The organism is Anaeromusa acidaminophila DSM 3853, assembly GCF_000374545.1.
Taxonomy (GTDB): Bacteria; Bacillota; Negativicutes; order Anaeromusales; family Anaeromusaceae; genus Anaeromusa; species Anaeromusa acidaminophila.
Map to the genome: position 1 here is coordinate 38,406 of NZ_KB894592.1, position 19,752 is coordinate 58,157.

The window sequence follows — 19,752 nt, forward strand, 5'->3', positions numbered from 1 at the left end:
GCCGCCGAAGCAATCGGCGGCTCAAAAGGACCATTTAGTGTTTAATTATTTTTTCCGAGCGGCTCAGGGGCTCGCTGATGTCTACATGCCCCTGCAGAGTAGTGCGGCGCTTGCCTTCTACTAAAATTTGCACGCTCTGCACTTCTGGAAATTCAGTTAACGTATTTACAATGGCCGCCACTAACAGACGCTCGCTCGTAGACCCGGCGTTTTGAGTAATCGCCTCGCTAAAATCCACATAAGCAATTTCGTCTTTAACCCATAAGCCTTTAATTTTTACTTCTTTCGGCAGCAACCCCACCATACCGCTTCCATGGGGCGGAGCCGCCAGCAGTTCCATTGCCGTTTGAGCCGGATGATCATTTTTTTTCACCTGGAAAACTTCCGGTAACAACCATCTGGCATCGTTAGAACCTCTATATACCTTGATTCGCATAGTCCCTGGCTCTGGTTGCGACATATCCCCTGATGGCACCAGAACTGCAGTCGCTGGCGTCGCCGCTGTTGCAGGCGCTGTTGCCGACGTTTGCGCCGAAGACGGTTTCATGTCGTTTGCGCAACCGCCTAAAAAGAGCGCCGTCATCAATAAGCACGCTATCGTAATATACCGCATCATTGGCTCCCCCCTGACGCTGCAGCCTTGCGGAAAAAGCTATCCAATCCCATAACAATGGCGTTAGCCATTTTTTGTTGAAACGTCGGCGAAGCCAATAAACGTTCTTCTTCTGGATTGGAGATGAAAGCTAATTCTACTAAAGTCGCCGGCATAACCGTTCTTTTGATCACATAGAAATTGGCTGTATTGGATCCACGGTCATTCCGTCCGCCTGCATTAAGCAGCTGCTCCTGCAAGCAATCGGAAAGCAGACCGTCGTATTTCGTCTTTTCATAGTAAAAGCTGCTGGTCCCGCTAGCCGTGGGGCTGCTGAAGGAGTCGTTATGAATGCTGACAAACGCATCGGCTCTAGCGTTATTGGCCACGGCCGTCCTCGCGCTCAGTTCCTCAACATTGCTCGCATTGGGACCAAAAACATCCTTGTCAGTTACACGAGTCATCACAACTTTAGCGCCTGACTTTTCCAAAAGCGCTTTTGTTCGCATAGCTATCGCCAAAGTAACATCTTTTTCTTTCAGACCGCTCGGTCCAAGCGCGCCTGAATCGCTGCCGCCATGGCCCGGATCAAGAGTAATCACTTTCCCTTTGAGGCCAGCTGAAAATTTCAACTTAGTCAAAGGAGCGGAAGACGATTGTATGTCTAATACTATTCGAAAAGGCCGTCCCGCCTTATCGTCCGCCGGTAACGTAAACACCTTATAATCTCCGGCTTGCACCACGCCAGGCAAATTCACTGTTAAAGCAAGATCCGATCCGCTGCGCTTAAAAACCGCCGTATTGGCAATTTTTCCGTCCAACTGATAGGAAGCTTTGACCCCTTTCCCCAGCTTCACTCCTGGCAAGGCCAACGTCAAATTAGGCAATGGCGTCGCCGATACCGCCGCTTCCGGTACGGTTAGAGGGCCGTTCAAATCCAAAACAAGGCGCAACTTCGCAGCTCCTGTCGCCGCATCTATATGCACATGAGATTTCACATTCTGCACCTGCGTCGCTTGCGTGGCCGCTTCAGTCACCGAAATAGGGCTAAAGCATAGCAGCAGCAAAAATAAGCATAAAAAACAAACTATGCGTCGCAAAAAATACCCTCCTTTAAACCTTAAGAAGCTATGCTTCCTAAAAACGAAAGGCGGCACGCCGCAGCATGCCGCCTTTATGTACGTCAGACGGGTATCAGCCCCAGACTGATCTTGAGTGCTTCATCTACCTTGCGCATCATATCGGCATCCAGGTGCGTTACTTTTTCCTGCAGCCTTCGCTTATCAATGGTCCGAATTTGTTCCAACAAAATAACAGAGTCTTTTTCGAGTTGAAAGCGTTGTGCCGCCACTTCTACATGAGTAGGCAGCTTAGCTTTAGAAATTTGTGAAGTAATCGCCGCAATGATCACAGTAGGGCTGTAGCGATTGCCGACATCATTTTGCACAACCAACACTGGTCGGTGTCCACCTTGCTCGGAGCCGACAACAGGGCTCAGGTTTGCATAGAAAACATCCCCTCGCCGTATCGCCATCAGCTTTTACCTTCCATCCACATCATGGACAAGGAAAAGCATTCCACATCAATTACAGGGGCCTCTTCCGCAAGTCCCAGATTAATGGCAGCCATTTCCTCATAGCCTCGCCGCATCTGTTCCCGTTTACGAGCCTGCAAATAGATTTCTACAGCATCCTCAAAGCACTGGCTTACCGAGCACTGTTTTTCCTTTGCCACGCCGCCCACCTCTTGCACTAAGGAGCTGGGAAGGGTGACAACGATTTGGCGCAAATCAGACATCCAAGCTACCTCCGCTCTTTAGGCCCCCGCCTGTATCTCAATACCCATAGTCAAAGCAATCATATACCTATTATAAAAGGCATACCCGCCAGTGTCAAACCGTTTTCTCAGTTAAAGCATGTCTGGCAGTCGCCAAAGCGGCGACCACATCGCCTGCAGCCATGCCAATCCGGCCGGTTTCCGCCACAATATCGCCGGCCAGACCATGCAAATAAACCCCTGCCACCGCAGCAGAAACCGGCTTCATGCCTTGACCCAAGAGCGCCGCAATTACGCCTGTAAGCACATCGCCGCACCCCCCTGTCGCCATACCCGCGTTGCCTGTGGGATTAATCCAAGCTTCTCCGTTTGGAGCGGCAATGACAGTTCCTGCGCCTTTCAGAACTACCACTGATTGACAGGATTCCGCCGCTAATTTGGCAATCCCCAAACGATCCCCATTAACCTCTGCAATACTGCAATCCAATAAAGCAGCCAGTTCTCCAGGATGCGGCGTCAAAACAGCCGGTTCTTTTCGCTCTGTCAACGCCTCCGCCTGACCGCAAAAAGCATATAGCGCATCAGCGTCTAAGACCAGCGGCGTTTCCACCGTCCGCGCCACTTGCCGCACGCAAGCCAAGGTGCTTTCTTGTCTTCCGATGCCAGGTCCTATGGCCAGAGCATTCATTTTGTCAGCCCACTCCACTAGCCGCTCTGCCGCTTCGTTATGCCAGCCGCCATCCGCCGCTTCCGGCAACGGCCTTGTCATCACTTCCGTCAGTTTCAGAGCCGCCGTAGGTTGTAATGACGCAGGCGTCGCCAACGTAACCAGACCAGCTCCACCACGTACAGCCCCTTCCGCCGCCAGACAGGCGGCGCCGCAAAAAGACAAGCTCCCTGCCGCCAACAGCACTCTGCCGCTTATCCCCTTATGCGCATCCTCCGGCCTCGTCGGCAATAATTGGCGTACATAAGCAGCCGTAGTCAACTGCTGTTGAATCCCGACTCCGTCCAGCACCTCCGGCGGCATGCCAATATCCGCCGTTACCCAGCCTCCTGCATAAGCAGCGCCGGGATAAAATAGCAAACCCGGTTTAGGCAAAGCAAAAGTAACGGTATGAGCCGCCTGTACTGCATCTAAAGAAGCTTGTCCTGTATCCGCCTCTACGCCGCTAGGCAAATCCACCGCCCAAACCGGTAACCCGCTCTGATTCATCAACCGAGCCGCGCGAGCCAATTCGCCTCCTAACGCACCATGAAATCCAGTACCTACAAGCGCATCTACAAGCGCATCCGCAAAGAGAATGCTCAACCGAGCTTTTTCCCAGTCCCGTTCCTCGCGCAACGCAATAACTTCACCTCCATACCGGCGCAAAAGCTCTAAGTGAAACCGAGCATCTCCATTGACCTCCTCTTCAGAAGCCACCAGAAAAACCTTCACCTTCGCATTCTGACACAAGGCATGGCGCGCCGCCACAAAGCCGTCGCCGCCATTATTTCCTTTGCCGCAAAAAAAGCTCACTTTTTTGCCTGCCAGTCCTCTAAGAATCTGCGCCATGTGGCGTGTTACCGCCACGCCGGCATGCTCCATCAGCATTTGACCAGGGAATTTATATTTTTCAATGGTGATTTGATCGCAGGCCCGCATCTGCGCTGCTGTCGCAACTTGCATGCTCTTCCCCCTCCGTTCCCCATAAAAGACATTGCGCAGCCGCATACATCTTTGTATGCGTCAAAGACAAATGAATATCAACAACGCCATGTTTGCTTGCCAATTCTCTAAAAAAGCCGTGTACTATCAGCTTAGGCTTGCCTAATATGTCATTTAATACTTCTACATCCTGCAGGGTGCCGCCGCGCAAGCCTGTTCCCAACGCCTTGAGAAAGGCTTCCTTGGCGGCAAAACGAGCTGCATAGGACGCCGCCCTTCCAGCACCGCGCCCCTCACAGGCGGCAATTTCACCTGGCGTGTATACCCGTTCCACAAAACGAGGCCGCTCAATGGCCTTTGCAATTCGGTCCACTTCCACTAAATCCAAACCAATGCCAATAACGCGCATACAGGTTTGCACCTCTTTCATTTTAAAAAAGAACCCCTTGCCGTACATTGTGTACGCAAGAGGTTCTTTCCATTTCCTACAGCCGCGTCGAGCGCATAATCAGCACTTCCACACGCCGATTTTTCGAACGTCCCTCCGGCGTTTCATTCGTCATAATCGGTCGGTACTCTCCATAGCCGATCGCACTGAAACGCTCTGGTTTTAACGAGCCATCAGCGATCAAATAGCGCATAAAATTCACAGCCCGTTGGGAACTCAACTCCCAGTTGGATGGAAAATCGCGAGTATTAATCGGCACATTATCCGTATGACCGGATACGCTGATACGTTGATTCAGCACAGCCAGCATCTTGCCAATTTCAGTTGCGAAACGCTGGGACTGAGGCAATAAGGTCGCACTTCCCGAAGGAAAAAGCGCGCTGTCCCGAATGCGGATCATCAAGCCGTCTTCGGTCATCACGGTCTGCAAATCCCCGGCAAGATTGTTGTTCTTAATGTACTGCTCCAGCTTCTTTTGGGTTTCCATCAAATCCATAGATTCTTTTAAAAAAGCCTGTTCTTTAGCTTCATTCATCCCGGAAGCATTCATGCCTTGAGGCGTTGGCGGCTGCCCTTGCGTTACAGAAGGCTGCCCTGGCGCACTATCCAGCATGGCTTGACCGCTAAAGGCTACATTAAGAGAAGCGGCAATTTGTTCAAACTTCTTTTGATCTACCTGCGCAGCCGCAAATAGTACAATGAACAAAGCCAAAAGCAACGTCAATATATCTGCATACGGAACGAGCCAGGTTTCGTCAATATGTTCTTCATGATGCGCTTCGTGGTGTTTTTTTCTGGACATCAGAGACTACTCCTCTTTCTTCGGCTTCAAACCAGCCCGCTCGTTCGCCGGAATGAAGACCATCAGTTTTGCCTCAATCGCCGTAGGCGAATCGCCAGCCTGCAAAGACAGGATGCCTTCCACCATCATTTTGCGTATTTCCGACTCCCGTCCGGACATGATTTTCAGCTTGTTCGCAAATGGATGCCACAACACATAACCAGTAAAAATACCCAAAAGAGTCGCCACAAAGGCAGCGGCAATAGCAGGACCCAGCTTATCAATATCCGACAAGTTGCCCAGGGCGGCAATCAAGCCAACTACCGCTCCCAATACGCCCAGCGTCGGGGCGTATGTTCCCGCTTGGCTGAACATCTGCGCTCCATTACGATGACGTTCTTCCATGCTGCGAATTTCCGCATCCAATACGTCTGCTACGAAGTCTGGATCCAGGCCGTCAATGACCATGCTCAAACCACTCTTTAAAAACTGATCTGAGATTTCATCCACACGGCTCTCCAGCGCCAAAATCCCTTCACGCCGCGCAGTCTGAGACAACTCCACAAACAAAGGTACCAATTCCTGTTTGGTCATCATCTCCGGCAAGCGAACCAATTGTTTAAACAGCGTCGGCATCTGCTTGACCTGCTGCATAGGAAACGCATTAAAGATACAAGCAATCGTCCCCAAAATGATAATCATAAATGCCGCTGGATTTGCCAGTGAAGTCAAACTGGCTCCTTTTATAACCATACCGCCGAGTACGGCCACCAGACCTAATACAACTCCAATAATTGTTGACTGCTCCAAAACCAGAACCTCCTGCTCGTCATCTTCGTATTCCTTACTTGCATGATATCGGTTTCAATACGGTCTTAGTATAGTCTTTTTTCATAAAACAGCCTATACATTCCATAAAACAACGCATTAAATACATCTTTATTTATTCAACACCTATAAGCAGATTCCTTTTTTCCATGGCAGCGCAAAAAAAAAAGAAGCATAAGTAGGAAATCTATCCCACCTATGCCCTAATTAGAGCCTTCTTAACGTTAGCTGCGTCCCAACTTAGCCGCCAATTTATTGGCAGCAACCGCTAAAACATCAATCGGACTGTTGAACGGCGGTGAATAGGCGAGATCGGCGTCAAACAGCTTTTCTACAGTCGCTCCCAAGCTAAGAGCCATGGCCGCCACATCTACCCGCTTCACAACATCCCCTTCGCCCCAAGCCTGCATCCCCAGTAGTTTCCGAGTCGTCGTATCCGCTGTAAGCTTCAAAGTCAATTTTCGCGACGTTTTCATATAATGTGGCCGGTCATAACCGGAAACGGTTACACTAGCGCAATCGAAGCCAGCAGCCGCTGCTTGGCGCTCATTCAGCCCCGTTCTCCCTACCTGCAGATCAAAGAGCTTCACTACCGCCGTCCCCAGAACCCCGCCAAATTTCACGCCGGCGCCGCAAATATTTTCACCAATAACCCGCCCCTGCTTATTAGCCGTCGACCCCATGGGCAAAAACACTTTCTCTCCGCTAACCTTATGCGTATTTTCCGCACAATCGCCTCCTGCAAAAACAGCTTCATCCGAGGTCTGCAAATACTCATTTACGGCGATAGCGCCGCTTACGCCCAAGGTCAGTCCCGCTTGACTCGCCAGCTCTACATTGGGCCTTGCGCCTAATGCTAAAATCACCAAATCCGCAGCAATACTCCGTTTGTCTGTTTTCACTTCACGCACCTGCGCCTCGCCGCCAAAGGCTTCCACCTTTTCCTCCTTTAAAAACCGCAGACCTTTAGTTTCCAAACGCAGTTCCAACTCTTGCGCCATATCTGCGTCCAAAAGAGCCGGAAAAAGCTGATTTTTCATTTCCACTACTGTTACATCGACATCCCACATTCGTAATGCTTCCGCTATCTCCAAACCGATCAACCCTGCACCAATTACTACCGCTTTTTCATATTTTTGCTCTTCCAGGCCCCGCCTAATAGCAGTAGCGTCTTGGGGTCTCCATACATGAAAAATATTCTCTTTTTCTACCCCCGGCCAGGCTGGTTTTATCGGGGAAGAGCCTGTAGCCAAAACTAATTTATCGTAAGCGAATTGGCGCTTTACGCCAGTTTTCAAATCCAAAGCATGCACGATCTTTGCCTCACGTTCGATCGCCACAGCTTCCATCCGCGTCAAAACATCCAGGTTTTTCGCTTTTTTAAAAAATTCCGGCGTCCGCAGCGCCCCTGCTGGCGAGCTCATCAGTTGGCGAATCTGTTCTACCTCGCCGCCGATAAAATACGGCAAGCCGCACGCGCCATAGGAAACAAGCTCGCCTCTCTCTAATACGGTAATTTGAGCCTCAGCATCCAAGCGGCGCACTTTTGCGGCGGCTTTCAGCCCAGCGGCCACACCGCCTATCACTACAATTCGCTGCATGTTTTTCGCCCCTCTCCTCGTCTTCACGACAACTAGTTATTGCTTTAGTTCTCCTTTTCCCAGCACTTTCCTGCCAATATATAACGAGTGAGCAGGAGCACCAGAGTCACGAGAGGGTTCGACTGAGGGTTGCGAAGTTTAACAGGAGTACGACGCCGCCGGATGCGGTTAGGGTCGGTTGCGCCATGGAAGGCATAGCAACCGACGTCTGCTGGCATTTAATAGTGAAGGAACGGCCATGACTAAGGCGGCCGTGACTGTATTTGAGACTTTTGGGGAGCAAAACGGTCCGCAGGACGCAAAACCAGGAGGCGACGGGGAAAAGTTCCGTATGTCTGAGCGCCAGCGAGTTCGCGGAACTGCCGCCGACTCCTGGTTTTGCGAGTCGCGCGGAAATCTTGTCTCAAATGCAGTTGTGCTGCCGTTTATACTCTTAAAAACCCTTTTCGCGTTTTTCGCGATTTTCGCGGTTCTTCAGCCATACCCCCGCCATTTTTTCTGTCTCAGTCTTTCAAAACTACAAACTATGGCATAGTAAAAAAGCCGCCTCCTGCCGGAGACGGCTTCGTTTTTCAGTTTATCCGCGAGCGCGCTTACCCATTTCTTTATCCACATAGAAGATGGCGCCGACACTCTTGTCGCCAATCAGGCGAAGCTTGTCTACTACCGCCGTAGCGCTGGCTTCTTCTTCGACTTGCTCCGTGATGTACCATTGCAGGAAGATCTGCGCCGCTACGTCTTTTTCTTTAACTGCCAGCTCATATAAGCCGTTAATGCATTTAGTTACATACTGCTCATGTTTGAGCACTTCTTCAAACATCTGCAACGGAGTTCCAAAAGCAGCTGCCGGCGCATCAACTTGGGAAAGCTCCGGCGTACCGCCTCTCTCTAAAAGATAGCTCATAAATTTAAAAGCATGTTCCATTTCTTCTTGATATTGAATACGCAGCCAGGATGCAAAACCGCCTAAGCTTTGCGTTTCGCTATATAACGACATCGCCAGATAAATATTAGCGGAATTCATTTCCACCTGAATCTGCTTATTAATCGCATTTTGTAATTTTGCCGAAATCATAATCTAATTCCTCCTTTAGAACTTTGATGGTTTTATTTTAACATAAGTCTCTAATGAAAACAATAATTATCGACGGTAAATTGTAATCATTATTCTTTGCTATTTATTTCTCTCTTTATTTTCCTTCCCCCCTACCGTTTCCGAGGCATCCATTGTATAATTAAGAGTAAACGTTCAACGCTCGAAAGGAGATTTTTATGGCTTTTTTAAACGAAAACTACTTAAAATTACCAGGAAGCTATTTATTTGCGGAGATCGCCCGTCGCGTGAATCACTTCAAAGAAGAAAACCCCGAAGCGGATATTATCCGTTTAGGCATAGGAGACGTAACTCGTCCTTTGCCGCAAGCTTCTATTGAGGCTATGCACAAAGCGGTTGACGAAATGGCCTCAAGCGATACCTTCCGCGGTTATGGCCCGGAACAAGGCTATGCTTTCTTAGTGGAAAAAATTATCGCTCATGACTACGCTAGCCGCGGCATTCAGCTCGGAACGGATGAGGTCTTCGTCAGTGACGGTTCCAAGAGCGACGTCGCCAACATTCAAGAAATCTTTTCCAACGACTGCACGGTAGCCATTACGGATCCAGTTTATCCGGTGTACCTAGACACTAATGTCATGGCGGGCCGCACAGGAACCCTGCAGGAAGACGGTCGCTTTGCCAATGTCACCTACTTGCCTTGCAATGCAGAGAATAATTTCATTCCTTCTTTCCCAAAAGAGCGAGTAGACATGATTTATCTTTGCTGCCCCAATAATCCTACAGGCACCACCCTCTCCAAAAGCGAACTGAAAAAATGGGTGGATTACGCCAAAGCCAACAAATCCATTATCCTCTTTGATTCCGCCTATGAATCTTACATTCGCGAGGCGGATATTCCCCATAGCATCTATGAAATTGAGGGCGCCAAAGAAGTGGCTATTGAATTCCGCTCCTTCTCAAAAACAGCTGGCTTTACCGGCACTCGCTGCGCCTACACGGTTGTGCCTAAAGAATTGATGGCTTATACCAAAAGCGGTGAAGCCCATTCTCTGAATCCGCTCTGGAACCGTCGTCACACTACGAAATTCAACGGCGTTCCTTATATTATTCAACGCGGCGCAGAAGCCATCTTCTCCGAAGCAGGCCAAGCTCAAGTGCAAGAAACCATTGACTACTACATGGAAAACGCCCGTATTATCCGTGAAGGCCTGCAAAAAATAGGGCTCTCCGTCTTCGGCGGCGTCAACGCTCCTTATATTTGGCTAAAAACGCCGGCTGGCATTGATTCTTGGGGCTTTTTCGATAAGCTTCTGAACGAAGCCAATATCGTCGGCACTCCTGGCGCAGGCTTCGGCCCCTCCGGCGAAGGGTATTTCCGGTTGACTTCCTTCGGCACGAGAGAAAACACCATTCGCGCCATTGAACGCATCCAAACTCGCTTAAAAGTCTAATGTTCCACCGATTTATTTAGCTCTCACGGTAAAGTAGATTTTCAATCATCATTCTTTTTTAAAAATCCTCGTTAGAGCGGTGCTCTGACGAGGATTTTTTCTCATTTAGCAACACAATTTCTTTTTTGGCACAGAGTTTCATTAAATCACCTGCGTTCATTTTCAAGTTTCTTTGTTAGTTTCAGATCCTTTTAAAAAACCAACTGTTTCAGCTACTTTTACCTGGTTTCTTCCGCTATTCTTGGCTTGGTATAAAGCTTCGTCAGCAGCAGCCAAAAGATTCTCTTTCCATCCGTCATGACAAATATTCGAACTAGCAACGCCTATGCTGACTGTTACCCAAGAACTAGTTGAAGATGCAGCATGTTCAATGCGTAATTTTTCAACTTCTTCTCTAATTTTTTCCGCTATCCTAATTGCACCGTTTTTATCGGTTTTGGGCAACACAACAACAAATTCTTCTCCCCCATAGCGAGCAACCAAATCTGTCGATCTTTTCACCGTCTTTTGAAGAGTAGTAGCTATTTTTTTAAGACAATCATCTCCTCCTTGATGTCCGTAAGTATCATTAAATAATTTAAAGTGATCTATGTCGATAATAATAGCCGACATTCCCGTACATTCTCGTATGCCGCGCAACCACTCATGATTCAAGAAGTTATCAAAATATCGTCTATTCGCTAATCCTGTAAGCCCATCCAAAGAAGATAGTTTTGCTAATGTTTGATTTAATTCCACCAGTTGGTCTGTTTCCGAGCGAATAGTTTTTATCATAGGACGAAAAAGGAAGATTGCTTCTATCAGCAATACAAAAAAGATAACACTCATACTTATGCCTTGCAAATACAACATTTTTGCAATGCGAGCTTCACTTTCTTTTTGTTGCTGATTAACTGTATTATCAATACTCAAAAGTACTTCGTTGGATTTTTCTATCATCTCGCGAACCTTCTTTTTCATCTCGTCAGAAAAAGCTGGCTCGCTTAAAGCTACTACCTCATTGCCATTCTTAATATACGTATCAATTTTCTCTTTGTCTTCCAAAGAGGCTTGAACAAACCCGCTAAACTCTTCTCCGTTTAAACGCGTTTGCGCATTTTCCATTGATTTCGTTGCATCTGAAAGCTGCTTGCGCAACCATATGCGCTTGTTCCCGTCTGTTTCTTGAATCAATTCCAAACTATATAATGCCATTTTTTGAGACAACATGCGCTGTCGGCCATTAAGGTTTATTAATTCTGCCGCTTTTTGTTCATTATAGATTAATTGGTTCATATTTAAAAAAGAAATAACTGAAAGAAATCCAATTAGCGCCAACGCAGATATGTATTTCAGAGTTAATGATGAAAAAGATAAGTTATGCATGTATATCACCTCTTTGTAACTCATTGCAATCCTTGTTCAATTCTTTTTTCCCGCATACTCTTTCTACAGTCAGCGCAGCAAGTCCTGCAACAAGGTTGGCAACTGCTGCAGCGTCACCTTGTGGTCCGCTTTCTCCGGCAAGCCTTTGGCATTGATCAGGCAATCCGTTACCAAAACCGTCTGCACTCCAATCGTGCCGGCAACCAAATCCTCTTCCACGTCATTTCCCACCATCAGGCACTCTTCAGGCAAGACATTCTGTCGAGCCAGCACATCTTGATAGTACCGTATATCGGGTTTGCAATAATATTCGCTTTCGTAGGTAGTGATGTGTGCAAACTCCTCAAGAGCCACGCCAGCCCAGGCCAAGCGCTTTTCCACTGCTAAGCGGGGAAAAAGCGGGTTGGTCGCCAGAACCGCTGTCCTCCCGGCTTTTTTTACGGTTTTAACGGCTTCTGCCGCCGCCGCAGCAGCGCAGGTCACTTTTTGCAAGGAGTCAAACTCCTGCCGATAAAATTCGTTCACTAAAGGTTCCAGCTTGCCTGGCGGCAATGGCAAACGCCGATAAAAGTGCTCCCAAAAGCGCTCTTCGTTTTTTCTCCCTGCCTCCGGCTGCATCACGATAGCTTCGGTCGCCTCTAAAAGAGCCTTAATAAAGGGCTGCGCCGGCGTAACCGAAGCCACCTTCGCAGCTAAGGCTTCTATATACCCTTTAATAAAACGTCCCTGATCCATAGGCAGCAACGTTCCGTCCAAATCAAAACAAACAACCTTTATCAATAAGCTCTCCCCTTCCTGATACTTTCCCTATCTATTCTCCATAGGCAGCGCTTTTTCCTTGAACAAAAACAGCCGGCCCCAAAAGGGACCGGCTTGTTTTTACGAATGCCTTATGCGTCAGCAAGGCGCTTATAGGTAGCGCGACGATCAGCGGCATCTTTTTCTGTTTTGGCAAACAATGCTTGCGCATTTTCCGGGTTCTGCTTCTGAAGAGAAGCATAACGCACTTCGCCTTTAAGGAAGGCTTGGAAGTCGCCTGTAGGCTCTTTGGAATCCAAGGTGAAAGGATTCTTGCCCTGCTCGGCCAGTTCCGGATTGAAGCGATACAAGGACCAATAGCCGCATTCCACAGCTTTTTTGGTTTCTTCTTGGCTGCAACCCATGCCTTGTTTCAGACCGTGGTTAATGCACGGAGCATAAGCGATAATCAGGGACGGACCCGGATATGCTTCCGCTTCGGCAATAGCTTTGAGGGTTTGGTTTTTGTCCGCGCCCATGCCGATCTGCGCCACATATACATAGCCATAGGACATAGCCATCATGCCGAGGTCTTTTTTCTTGGTTTTCTTACCGCTAGCGGCAAACTGAGCGATCGCAGCAGCAGGAGTCGACTTGGAGGACTGACCGCCGGTGTTGGAGTACACTTCGGTATCCAGAACCAAGACGTTGATGTTTTCGCCGGAAGCCAACACATGGTCCAGACCGCCGTAACCGATATCATAAGCCCAACCGTCGCCGCCGAATACCCACTGCGAACGTTTGGTGAAGAAGTCGCTGTTTTTAGCGATTTCAGCCAGTACAGGAGCTTGACCTTCTTTGCCTTTCAGAGCGGTAGCCAAACGAGCGGCGCGGTCACGCGTTCCTTCGCTGCTATCAACCTTCTCCAGCCAATCAGTCATAGCTGCTTTCAATTCTGCGTCAAGATCCAATTTGAGAGCTTCTGCTACATCAGCAGCCAGCTTAGCACGTACTGCATTGGTACCAAAAAGCATACCCAAACCAAATTCAGCATTGTCTTCGAAGAGGGAGTTAGCCCAAGCCGGACCATGACCATCGCGGTTGGTGCAATACGGCATGGAAGGAGCGCTGGCACCCCAGATGGACGTACAACCGGTAGCATTAGCAACCATCATACGATCACCAAAGAGCTGCGTTACCAACTTGACGTAAGGAGTTTCGCCGCAACCTGCGCAGGCGCCGGAGAACTCGAGCAGCGGCTGTTCGAACTGGCTGCCTTTAACCGTCAGCTTGTTCACCGGATTGGCTTTCACAGAGACTTCTTTCGTTGCATAGTTCCAACGTTCGTTGCAATTGGAAAGTTGGCTTTCCAGAGGTTTCATAATCAACGCTTTTTCCTTAGCGGGGCACACCTGAGCGCAGTTGCCGCAACCGGTGCAATCCAGCGGGGAAATAGCCAGATGGAAATGAAGCTCTTTAGCGCCTGCTGCCGGTTTGGTTTGAATACCTTCCGGAGCGTTTTTAACTTCTTCGTCGTTCAGCAGCACCGGACGGATAACTGCATGAGGACAAACATAAGCGCACTGGTTACATTGGATACACTTATCAACCTGCCACTCCGGCACATTCACGGCAATGCCGCGTTTTTCATAAGCAGAAGTTCCTACCGGGAAAGTACCGTCTTCCACGCCTACGAAGGTGCTTACAGGGAGGCTGTCGCCTTCCAGACGATTCATGGGGTCAACAACTTTTTCAACAAATTCCGGTTTAGCGCCTTCGGCGCAAGCCAGATCGTCCGCTGCATTGGCCCAGGCAGCAGGCACATTGATTTTAACAATGGCGTTAACGCCCTGATCGATGGCCGCATTGTTCATATCGACAACGTTCTGGCCTTTTTTGCCATAGGATTTTTCCACAGCATCTTTCAGATACTTCACAGCGTCTTCGACCGGAATGATATTGGCAATCTTAAAGAATGCAGACTGCATGATCATGTTGATGCGGCTGCCCAAACCAATTTCATTACCGATCTTCACAGCGTCCAACGTGTAGAAGGAAATGTTGTTTTTAGCAATGAAGCGTTTCATCGACGCCGGCAGATGCGTTTCCAGCTCTGCTTCGTTCCAGATGCAGTTCAAGAGGAAGCTGCCGCCTGGCTTCAAGCCGTCTAGTACATTGTATTTGTAGACATACGCCTGATTGTGGCAAGCGATAAAGTCAGCTTTGTTGATGAGATAAGGCGATTTAATGGCAGATTTGCCAAAACGCAAATGGCTCATGGTTACGCCGCCGGACTTCTTGGAGTCATAAGCAAAGTAGCCTTGCGCATACATGTCCGTATGGTCGCCGATAATTTTAATGGCGCTCTTATTGGCGCCGACGGTGCCGTCGGAACCCAAGCCCCAGAACTTACAGGCTTTCGTACCAGCAGGAGTGGTATCGAGATCCTCTGTCGGCAACGGCAGGCTCAAATTGGTCACGTCGTCGACAATACCGACAGTGAAGCCGTCTTTGGGCTGCGCAGCTTTGAGGTTATCGAATACCGAAACCACATGAGCCGGCGTGAATTCTTTGGAACCCAATCCATAACGGCCGCCAACGATAACAGGCTGCCAGTCTTTAACATTGTAGAACGCCGTTTTAACGTCCTGGAATAAAGGTTCAGCTTGGGAACCAGGTTCTTTGGTACGATCCAATACGGCAATTTTCTTAACCGTCTTAGGAATATATTTGAAGAAGTGAGAAATGGAGAACGGACGATACAGATGAACCGACAACAGACCCACTTTTTCACCCTTGCTGCGCAAGAAATCGATGGTTTCTTCAATGGCTTCACAGCCGGAACCCATAGCAATAATCAAACGATCTGCTTCAGGATCGCCGTAGTAATCAAACAAATGATACTCACGACCGGTGATTTTATATACTTCCTGCATGTAAGCTTCTACCAATTCTGGAATCGCTTCATAGAAGCTGTTGGAAACTTCACGCTCCTGGAAATAGATGTCCGGGTTCTGAGCAGTACCGCGAATGACCGGATGATCCGGGTTCAGCGCATTGCGACGGAACGCTTCAACAGCTTCAAAGTCGGTTACCTTCGCCATATCTTCGTAATCGATAAGCTCGATTTTCTGAATCTCATGGGAAGTACGGAAACCGTCAAAGAAATGAACGAAAGGAATGCGACCTTTCAGAGCGGTCAAATGAGCCACCAAGCCCAGATCCATGGCTTGCTGCACGCTGTTGGAAGCCAGCATAGCAAAGCCGGTCTGACGAGCAGCCATTACGTCTTGATGATCGCCGAAAATATTCAGCGAGTTAGCTGCCAGCGCACGCGCGCTAACATGGAAAACGGTCGGCAACAATTCGCCGGCAATTTTATACATATTAGGGATCATCAGGAGCAGACCCTGCGACGCCGTATAAGTGGTCGTCAAAGCGCCAGCTTGCAAAGAACCATGCACCGCACCAGCGGCGCCAGCTTCAGACTGCATTTCTACCACGCGAACAGGCTGACCGAAAAGATTTTTCTTTCCTTGAGCAGCCCACTCATCCACATGCTCCGCCATCGGCGAAGAAGGAGTGATTGGGAAAATCGCAGCTACTTCGGTAAAAGCATACGATACGTACGCCGCTGCAGTGTTGCCATCCATTGTCTTCATTTTCTTCATTGACTAAATTCCCCTCTCTTTTCTCTAAGTGTATTTTTATGAATATTACTAAAAAAAATAGTGGAAAGAATATATATCAATTATTTTTAATATACATCTTTCCTGTAACATTGTAAAGGCTTTGCACCGTCTCTGAAACAAATTAAAGTTTTCACGTGTATTCAGTGTACGTGCATTTTTATTGTACCACGCAAAACTGAAAGATGCTAGTCAACTTTTTTATAGTTATTTTTTTGTGAATTATTGCATAATTGTTATGGAAAATTCACATTTGCTACCAGTTTTTTGTGAAAATTTTAAAAATACCCACTTTACTAAAAATAATCGCAAGAAGATTTCTTTCCTTTTATAAAATCGTTCTCCGCTCTAGTGGAATAACTAGTACCGCTTTCCCCTTTTCGCATCTCGTTTTGCTTCGTTTTTCACTCGAAGCTACTAACTGAAATAAAATACAATAATCTGCATATTTTTTCATCTTGTTCGTCTGTTTTTTCTGATTCTATTTTCTGTTTCCTACATTATATACGTCTACATGAGTTCGATTTCAAAACTCTCTTTTCATACTCTCTTTATTTTTTTCCAACCATTCAAAAATTTTTTGATGAGGCCCCGCCCATAACACCGAGGAAAAAGCTTCTTCTTGTACCAGCAACCAGTTCGGTTGAGGCGGTTTGGGAATCAACTCACATTCATAAATGGCCAGTTCCCAGCGACGATGGCTAAATATGTGAGAGATCCTCCATAACGGAAAAGCAGGCTGCCGCAACTGCAATCCTCGCTCAGCCAACAGCTTCGCAGCTTCTGTCTCAGAACCCCCTTCTGCAGAAATAAACTGCCACATACCCGCCAAAAGCCCGCGAGCTGGCCGTTTTTCCAGAAAGTAGCCATCCGTCCCTTTAGCCAGCCCCACTGCCACATGTACGCATTGAGGCGGCTTTTTTTGCTTTCTAACCGGTAAAATTCGTTCTTGCCCCTGCAAACGAGCCAAACAGTACGCCGTCACCGGGCAACCTTCGCAGCGCGGTGTTTCTGGAATACAAATAGCTGCGCCAAAATCCATCAACGCTTGATTAAAGTCGCCAGGACGGTTCACCGGCAGTACGTCAGAAACCAATTTAGCTATCCTCTTTTTGGCTGCCGTAGTCTGCACATCTTCTTGCAATCCGTATAAACGGCTAAAAACGCGCAGCACATTACCGTCAACAGCCGGTACAGCCTGTTGATAGGCAATGCTCAAAATAGCGCCTGCCGTATATTCGCCAACCCCCGGCAGCGCGCGCAAAGACTTTTCATCTTTAGGAACTTCTCCGCCATATTGGGCTACCGTTTCCTTGGCGCCTTGCCACAAATTTCTTGCACGCGAATAATAACCAAGCCCCTGCCACTGCTGCAGCACTTCTTCTTCCGTAGCCGCCGCTAAATCCTCAATAGCAGGAAAGCGTTCTAAAAACCGCCGGTAATACTCTTTCACCGCTTCCACTCTCGTTTGTTGCAGCATTACTTCTGAAACCCAAGTTCGATATGCGTTCTTCTGTTCCCTCCAGGGAAGCTGGCGTTTATGCTCATCGTACCAGTTCAAAAGAAGCAACGGCCATTCTTTTTGCATAGCCCCTCCTACTTCATTCTTTTCTCGCAAGAAATACCATTCATAAGCCAACAGAGCCCAAACCAGTCTATTAGTCCCAAAAAATAACCCATAATTAACAATAACGCCGGCTGTCTTTGTCTATAATAAAAACAACGCATTTCTTCTATTGTAGCTTATTGATAAAAGGCATGCCACTTCATCCAAAAAAATCTGCATTATCAACGTGTTTAATGAAACAAGGAGCTGAGTAACCTATGAACCGCAAAGTCCGCAAACTACTCCTCCACTTAGGCCGCTCCGTCAAGCGCTCGCGCTGGCAAGGCGTTCCCTCAACCTTGGTTTCGGCCTTGCCCTTTTCGCGCCAGTTACAGCCGTTAACAAACAAGCCAGCTTTCAAAGCAGCGTCTTCTCACCCCTCTAATCTGGAAATAATACTAGAAACCCAAGCCATCACTACCCATTTTCAGCCCATTGTTGAATTGCGTACCGGCAGCATTATCGGCTACGAAGCGCTCAGCCGAGGTCCTCTTGACAGCCCCTTACATTCGCCAGTATCGCTATTCCAAGCAGCTGATACGGAGGAGCTGCTAACTAAATTAGAAGATTTATGCCTCGACCAGGCTTTGAAAAATGCCGCCGCACATCAGCTAGACGGTCTGCTCTTTCTAAACGTCAACCCCGTTACCCTTGGAAAACACGCCCGGAATTTTTCCGCTTTTTCACATCGTTTGCGCCAGCAGCATCTCGGCCCGGCGCACATTGTCTTTGAATTGACGGAGCGCACTGCCATTCGTGATTTCGATCTTTTTCGCGCTTCCATCTCCCGCTGCCGACATCATCAATTTACTATTGCCATTGACGACGCCGGCGCCGGCTATTCCAGCCTGCAAGCCATTGCTGAATTGCAGCCGGAATATATAAAAATTGATCGTTCACTCATTCAAAACATCCAAGAAAGCAATTTAAAAAAAGCGCTTTTATCAGCGCTTGTCGATTGCGGCCATGCCATCCATGCAAAATTGATCGCCGAAGGCATCGAAACCTCTGCCGAGTTAGCAGAGATCATTCGCCTAGGAGTAGATTACGGACAAGGCTTTCTATTAGCCCGACCGGCAACTCCGCCGCCTCCGTTAGCGCCAGATTGCCGCCAAGCCATCCAGACACTCCAAGCTCAACGACATCAGGAGCAAACCCTATCAAAAACCTTCGGACTTACCATTGGCGATATTGCGCAATATTGCCCTAGCGTCAGCGCAAATACCCTGGTTTGCGACCTAGAAGACTACCTTCACGACGAAACCATCCCCGGTATCGTTATCACCGAAAACGATACGCCTCAAGGTTTATTAATGAAAAATCGTTTGTATTCGCAACTCGGCACGCAGTTCGGCATTTCCCTTTACTACCAACGCCCGGTGGAACGCATTATGGATCGTCAGCCTCTCGTGGTCAGCGCCGACCTGCCCTTGGAAGCCGTTTCCCAAATTGCCATGAGCCGCCACGCCGACCATCTTTACGACCTGATTATTGTTGTCAAAGACGGCGCGTTGCACGGTGTAGTATCTATTATTCACTTGCTGAAAAACGTCACTAATTTGCAAATCCGCCGCGCTTTCAACGCTAATCCGCTCACAGGACTGCCAGGAAATCTAATCATTGAAGAACGGTTAAAAAACCTGATGGCGGAAAAGAACGCCTTTGCCGTACTCTACATTGATTTAGATAATTTCAAAGCCTTTAATGACAAATACGGCTTTGAAAGAGGCGACCAGGCTCTTTTACACACAGCCCGCCTACTCAGCTCGTGCTTAGCCGAGAATTGCGCTTCTTCAACCCGAGACTTTCTAGGCCACATCGGCGGCGACGATTTTGTCATCATTACGACCCAGGAAAACGCCTTGGCCCTCTGCCAAACCATCTGCCGCCAATTCGATCAGGATATCCATTCCCTCTACCCGCCGGAAGACCTGCAGCAACAACACATCCGGGTCCTCAACCGCAAAGGAGAAGAAGAAGTATTTCCCCTCATGAGCCTATCGATCGCGGTAGTTCACAACCAACAAGAAACCTTCGGCAACTATCTGGAAATTTCCGAGCTTGCGGCTAGTTTAAAAAAGAAAGCCAAAAAGATACCCGGCTCCGCTTGGTGTGCGGATCGTCGTTCCGCTGCACCGCCGCAAGCCGCTACTTCCTGACTTTCTATCA

At 48.3% G+C, this 19,752-nt stretch carries 16 protein-coding genes; 2 read left to right on the top strand and 14 right to left on the bottom strand.

What is annotated here, in order from left to right; all coding sequences use genetic code 11:
* Positions 1-34: 34 nt before the first annotated feature.
* The 10 genes from C508_RS0109305 to C508_RS0109355 all read right to left on the bottom strand — a co-directional run bounded on the left by C508_RS0109305 (position 35) and on the right by C508_RS0109355 (position 8,752).
* On the bottom strand, positions 35-616 hold the full coding sequence (locus C508_RS0109305) for a GerMN domain-containing protein (RefSeq protein ID WP_018703288.1): 582 nt from the start codon (positions 614-616) through the stop codon (positions 35-37).
* Positions 613-1,692 (bottom strand): N-acetylmuramoyl-L-alanine amidase family protein, encoded by a 1,080-nt coding sequence (locus C508_RS0109310; protein ID WP_018703289.1) that lies wholly within the window; start codon positions 1,690-1,692, stop codon positions 613-615. Before C508_RS0109310 ends, C508_RS0109305 begins: the two co-directional genes overlap by 4 nt.
* 83 nt (positions 1,693-1,775) lie before the next feature.
* On the bottom strand, positions 1,776-2,126 hold the full coding sequence (locus tag C508_RS0109315; protein ID WP_026319458.1) for a type II toxin-antitoxin system PemK/MazF family toxin: 351 nt from the start codon (positions 2,124-2,126) through the stop codon (positions 1,776-1,778).
* Positions 2,126-2,389: a hypothetical protein gene (locus C508_RS0109320; RefSeq protein WP_018703291.1), complete on the bottom strand. Its 264-nt coding sequence runs from the start codon at positions 2,387-2,389 to the stop codon at positions 2,126-2,128. The genes C508_RS0109315 and C508_RS0109320 overlap by 1 nt, the downstream gene beginning before the upstream one ends.
* A 94-nt stretch (positions 2,390-2,483) precedes the next feature.
* Positions 2,484-4,040: a bifunctional ADP-dependent NAD(P)H-hydrate dehydratase/NAD(P)H-hydrate epimerase gene (locus tag C508_RS0109325; RefSeq protein WP_018703292.1), complete on the bottom strand. Its 1,557-nt coding sequence runs from the start codon at positions 4,038-4,040 to the stop codon at positions 2,484-2,486.
* A complete protein-coding gene (gene acpS, locus C508_RS18220; RefSeq protein WP_051086806.1) occupies positions 3,988-4,428 on the bottom strand; it encodes a holo-ACP synthase in 441 nt (146 codons plus the stop codon). The genes C508_RS0109325 and acpS overlap by 53 nt, the downstream gene beginning before the upstream one ends.
* A 76-nt stretch (positions 4,429-4,504) precedes the next feature.
* The gene (locus tag C508_RS0109335) at positions 4,505-5,269 is read right to left on the bottom strand and encodes a flagellar motor protein MotB (RefSeq protein ID WP_018703294.1); all 765 of its coding nucleotides are present in this window, start codon (positions 5,267-5,269) and stop codon (positions 4,505-4,507) included.
* Between the two features lie 6 nt (positions 5,270-5,275).
* Complete coding sequence (motA, locus tag C508_RS0109340) at positions 5,276-6,058, bottom strand: flagellar motor stator protein MotA (RefSeq protein ID WP_018703295.1); 783 nt, start codon at positions 6,056-6,058, stop codon at positions 5,276-5,278.
* Between the two features lie 242 nt (positions 6,059-6,300).
* A complete protein-coding gene (locus C508_RS0109345) occupies positions 6,301-7,677 on the bottom strand; it encodes an FAD-dependent oxidoreductase (RefSeq protein WP_018703296.1) in 1,377 nt (458 codons plus the stop codon).
* A gap of 577 nt (positions 7,678-8,254) precedes the next feature.
* Positions 8,255-8,752, bottom strand: a complete 498-nt coding sequence (locus C508_RS0109355; RefSeq protein WP_018703298.1) for a ferritin — start codon at positions 8,750-8,752, stop codon at positions 8,255-8,257.
* 197 nt (positions 8,753-8,949) lie between these two features.
* On the opposite strand from C508_RS0109355, the gene C508_RS0109360 reads away from it, so the two are divergent.
* Entirely contained in the window at positions 8,950-10,185 is a 1,236-nt protein-coding gene (locus tag C508_RS0109360; protein ID WP_018703299.1) for an LL-diaminopimelate aminotransferase, read from the top strand.
* Between the two features lie 162 nt (positions 10,186-10,347).
* Here the strand turns inward: C508_RS0109360 and C508_RS19460 are convergent, their stop codons facing one another.
* From C508_RS19460 to mutY, 4 genes are all read right to left on the bottom strand, one after another.
* The gene (locus C508_RS19460; RefSeq protein ID WP_018703300.1) at positions 10,348-11,550 is read right to left on the bottom strand and encodes a diguanylate cyclase; all 1,203 of its coding nucleotides are present in this window, start codon (positions 11,548-11,550) and stop codon (positions 10,348-10,350) included.
* 69 nt (positions 11,551-11,619) lie between these two features.
* Positions 11,620-12,330 (bottom strand): HAD family hydrolase, encoded by a 711-nt coding sequence (locus tag C508_RS0109370; RefSeq protein WP_018703301.1) that lies wholly within the window; start codon positions 12,328-12,330, stop codon positions 11,620-11,622.
* A gap of 110 nt (positions 12,331-12,440) precedes the next feature.
* Positions 12,441-15,959: a pyruvate:ferredoxin (flavodoxin) oxidoreductase gene (gene nifJ / locus C508_RS0109375; RefSeq protein WP_018703302.1), complete on the bottom strand. Its 3,519-nt coding sequence runs from the start codon at positions 15,957-15,959 to the stop codon at positions 12,441-12,443.
* A gap of 544 nt (positions 15,960-16,503) precedes the next feature.
* Positions 16,504-17,565, bottom strand: coding sequence for an A/G-specific adenine glycosylase (gene mutY / locus C508_RS0109380; RefSeq protein WP_018703303.1), 1,062 nt, complete (start codon positions 17,563-17,565; stop codon positions 16,504-16,506).
* Positions 17,566-17,801: 236 nt separating this feature from the next.
* On the opposite strand from mutY, the gene C508_RS18230 reads away from it, so the two are divergent.
* Positions 17,802-19,742, top strand: coding sequence for a bifunctional diguanylate cyclase/phosphodiesterase (locus tag C508_RS18230; protein ID WP_018703304.1), 1,941 nt, complete (start codon positions 17,802-17,804; stop codon positions 19,740-19,742).
* Positions 19,743-19,752: the final 10 nt, after the last annotated feature.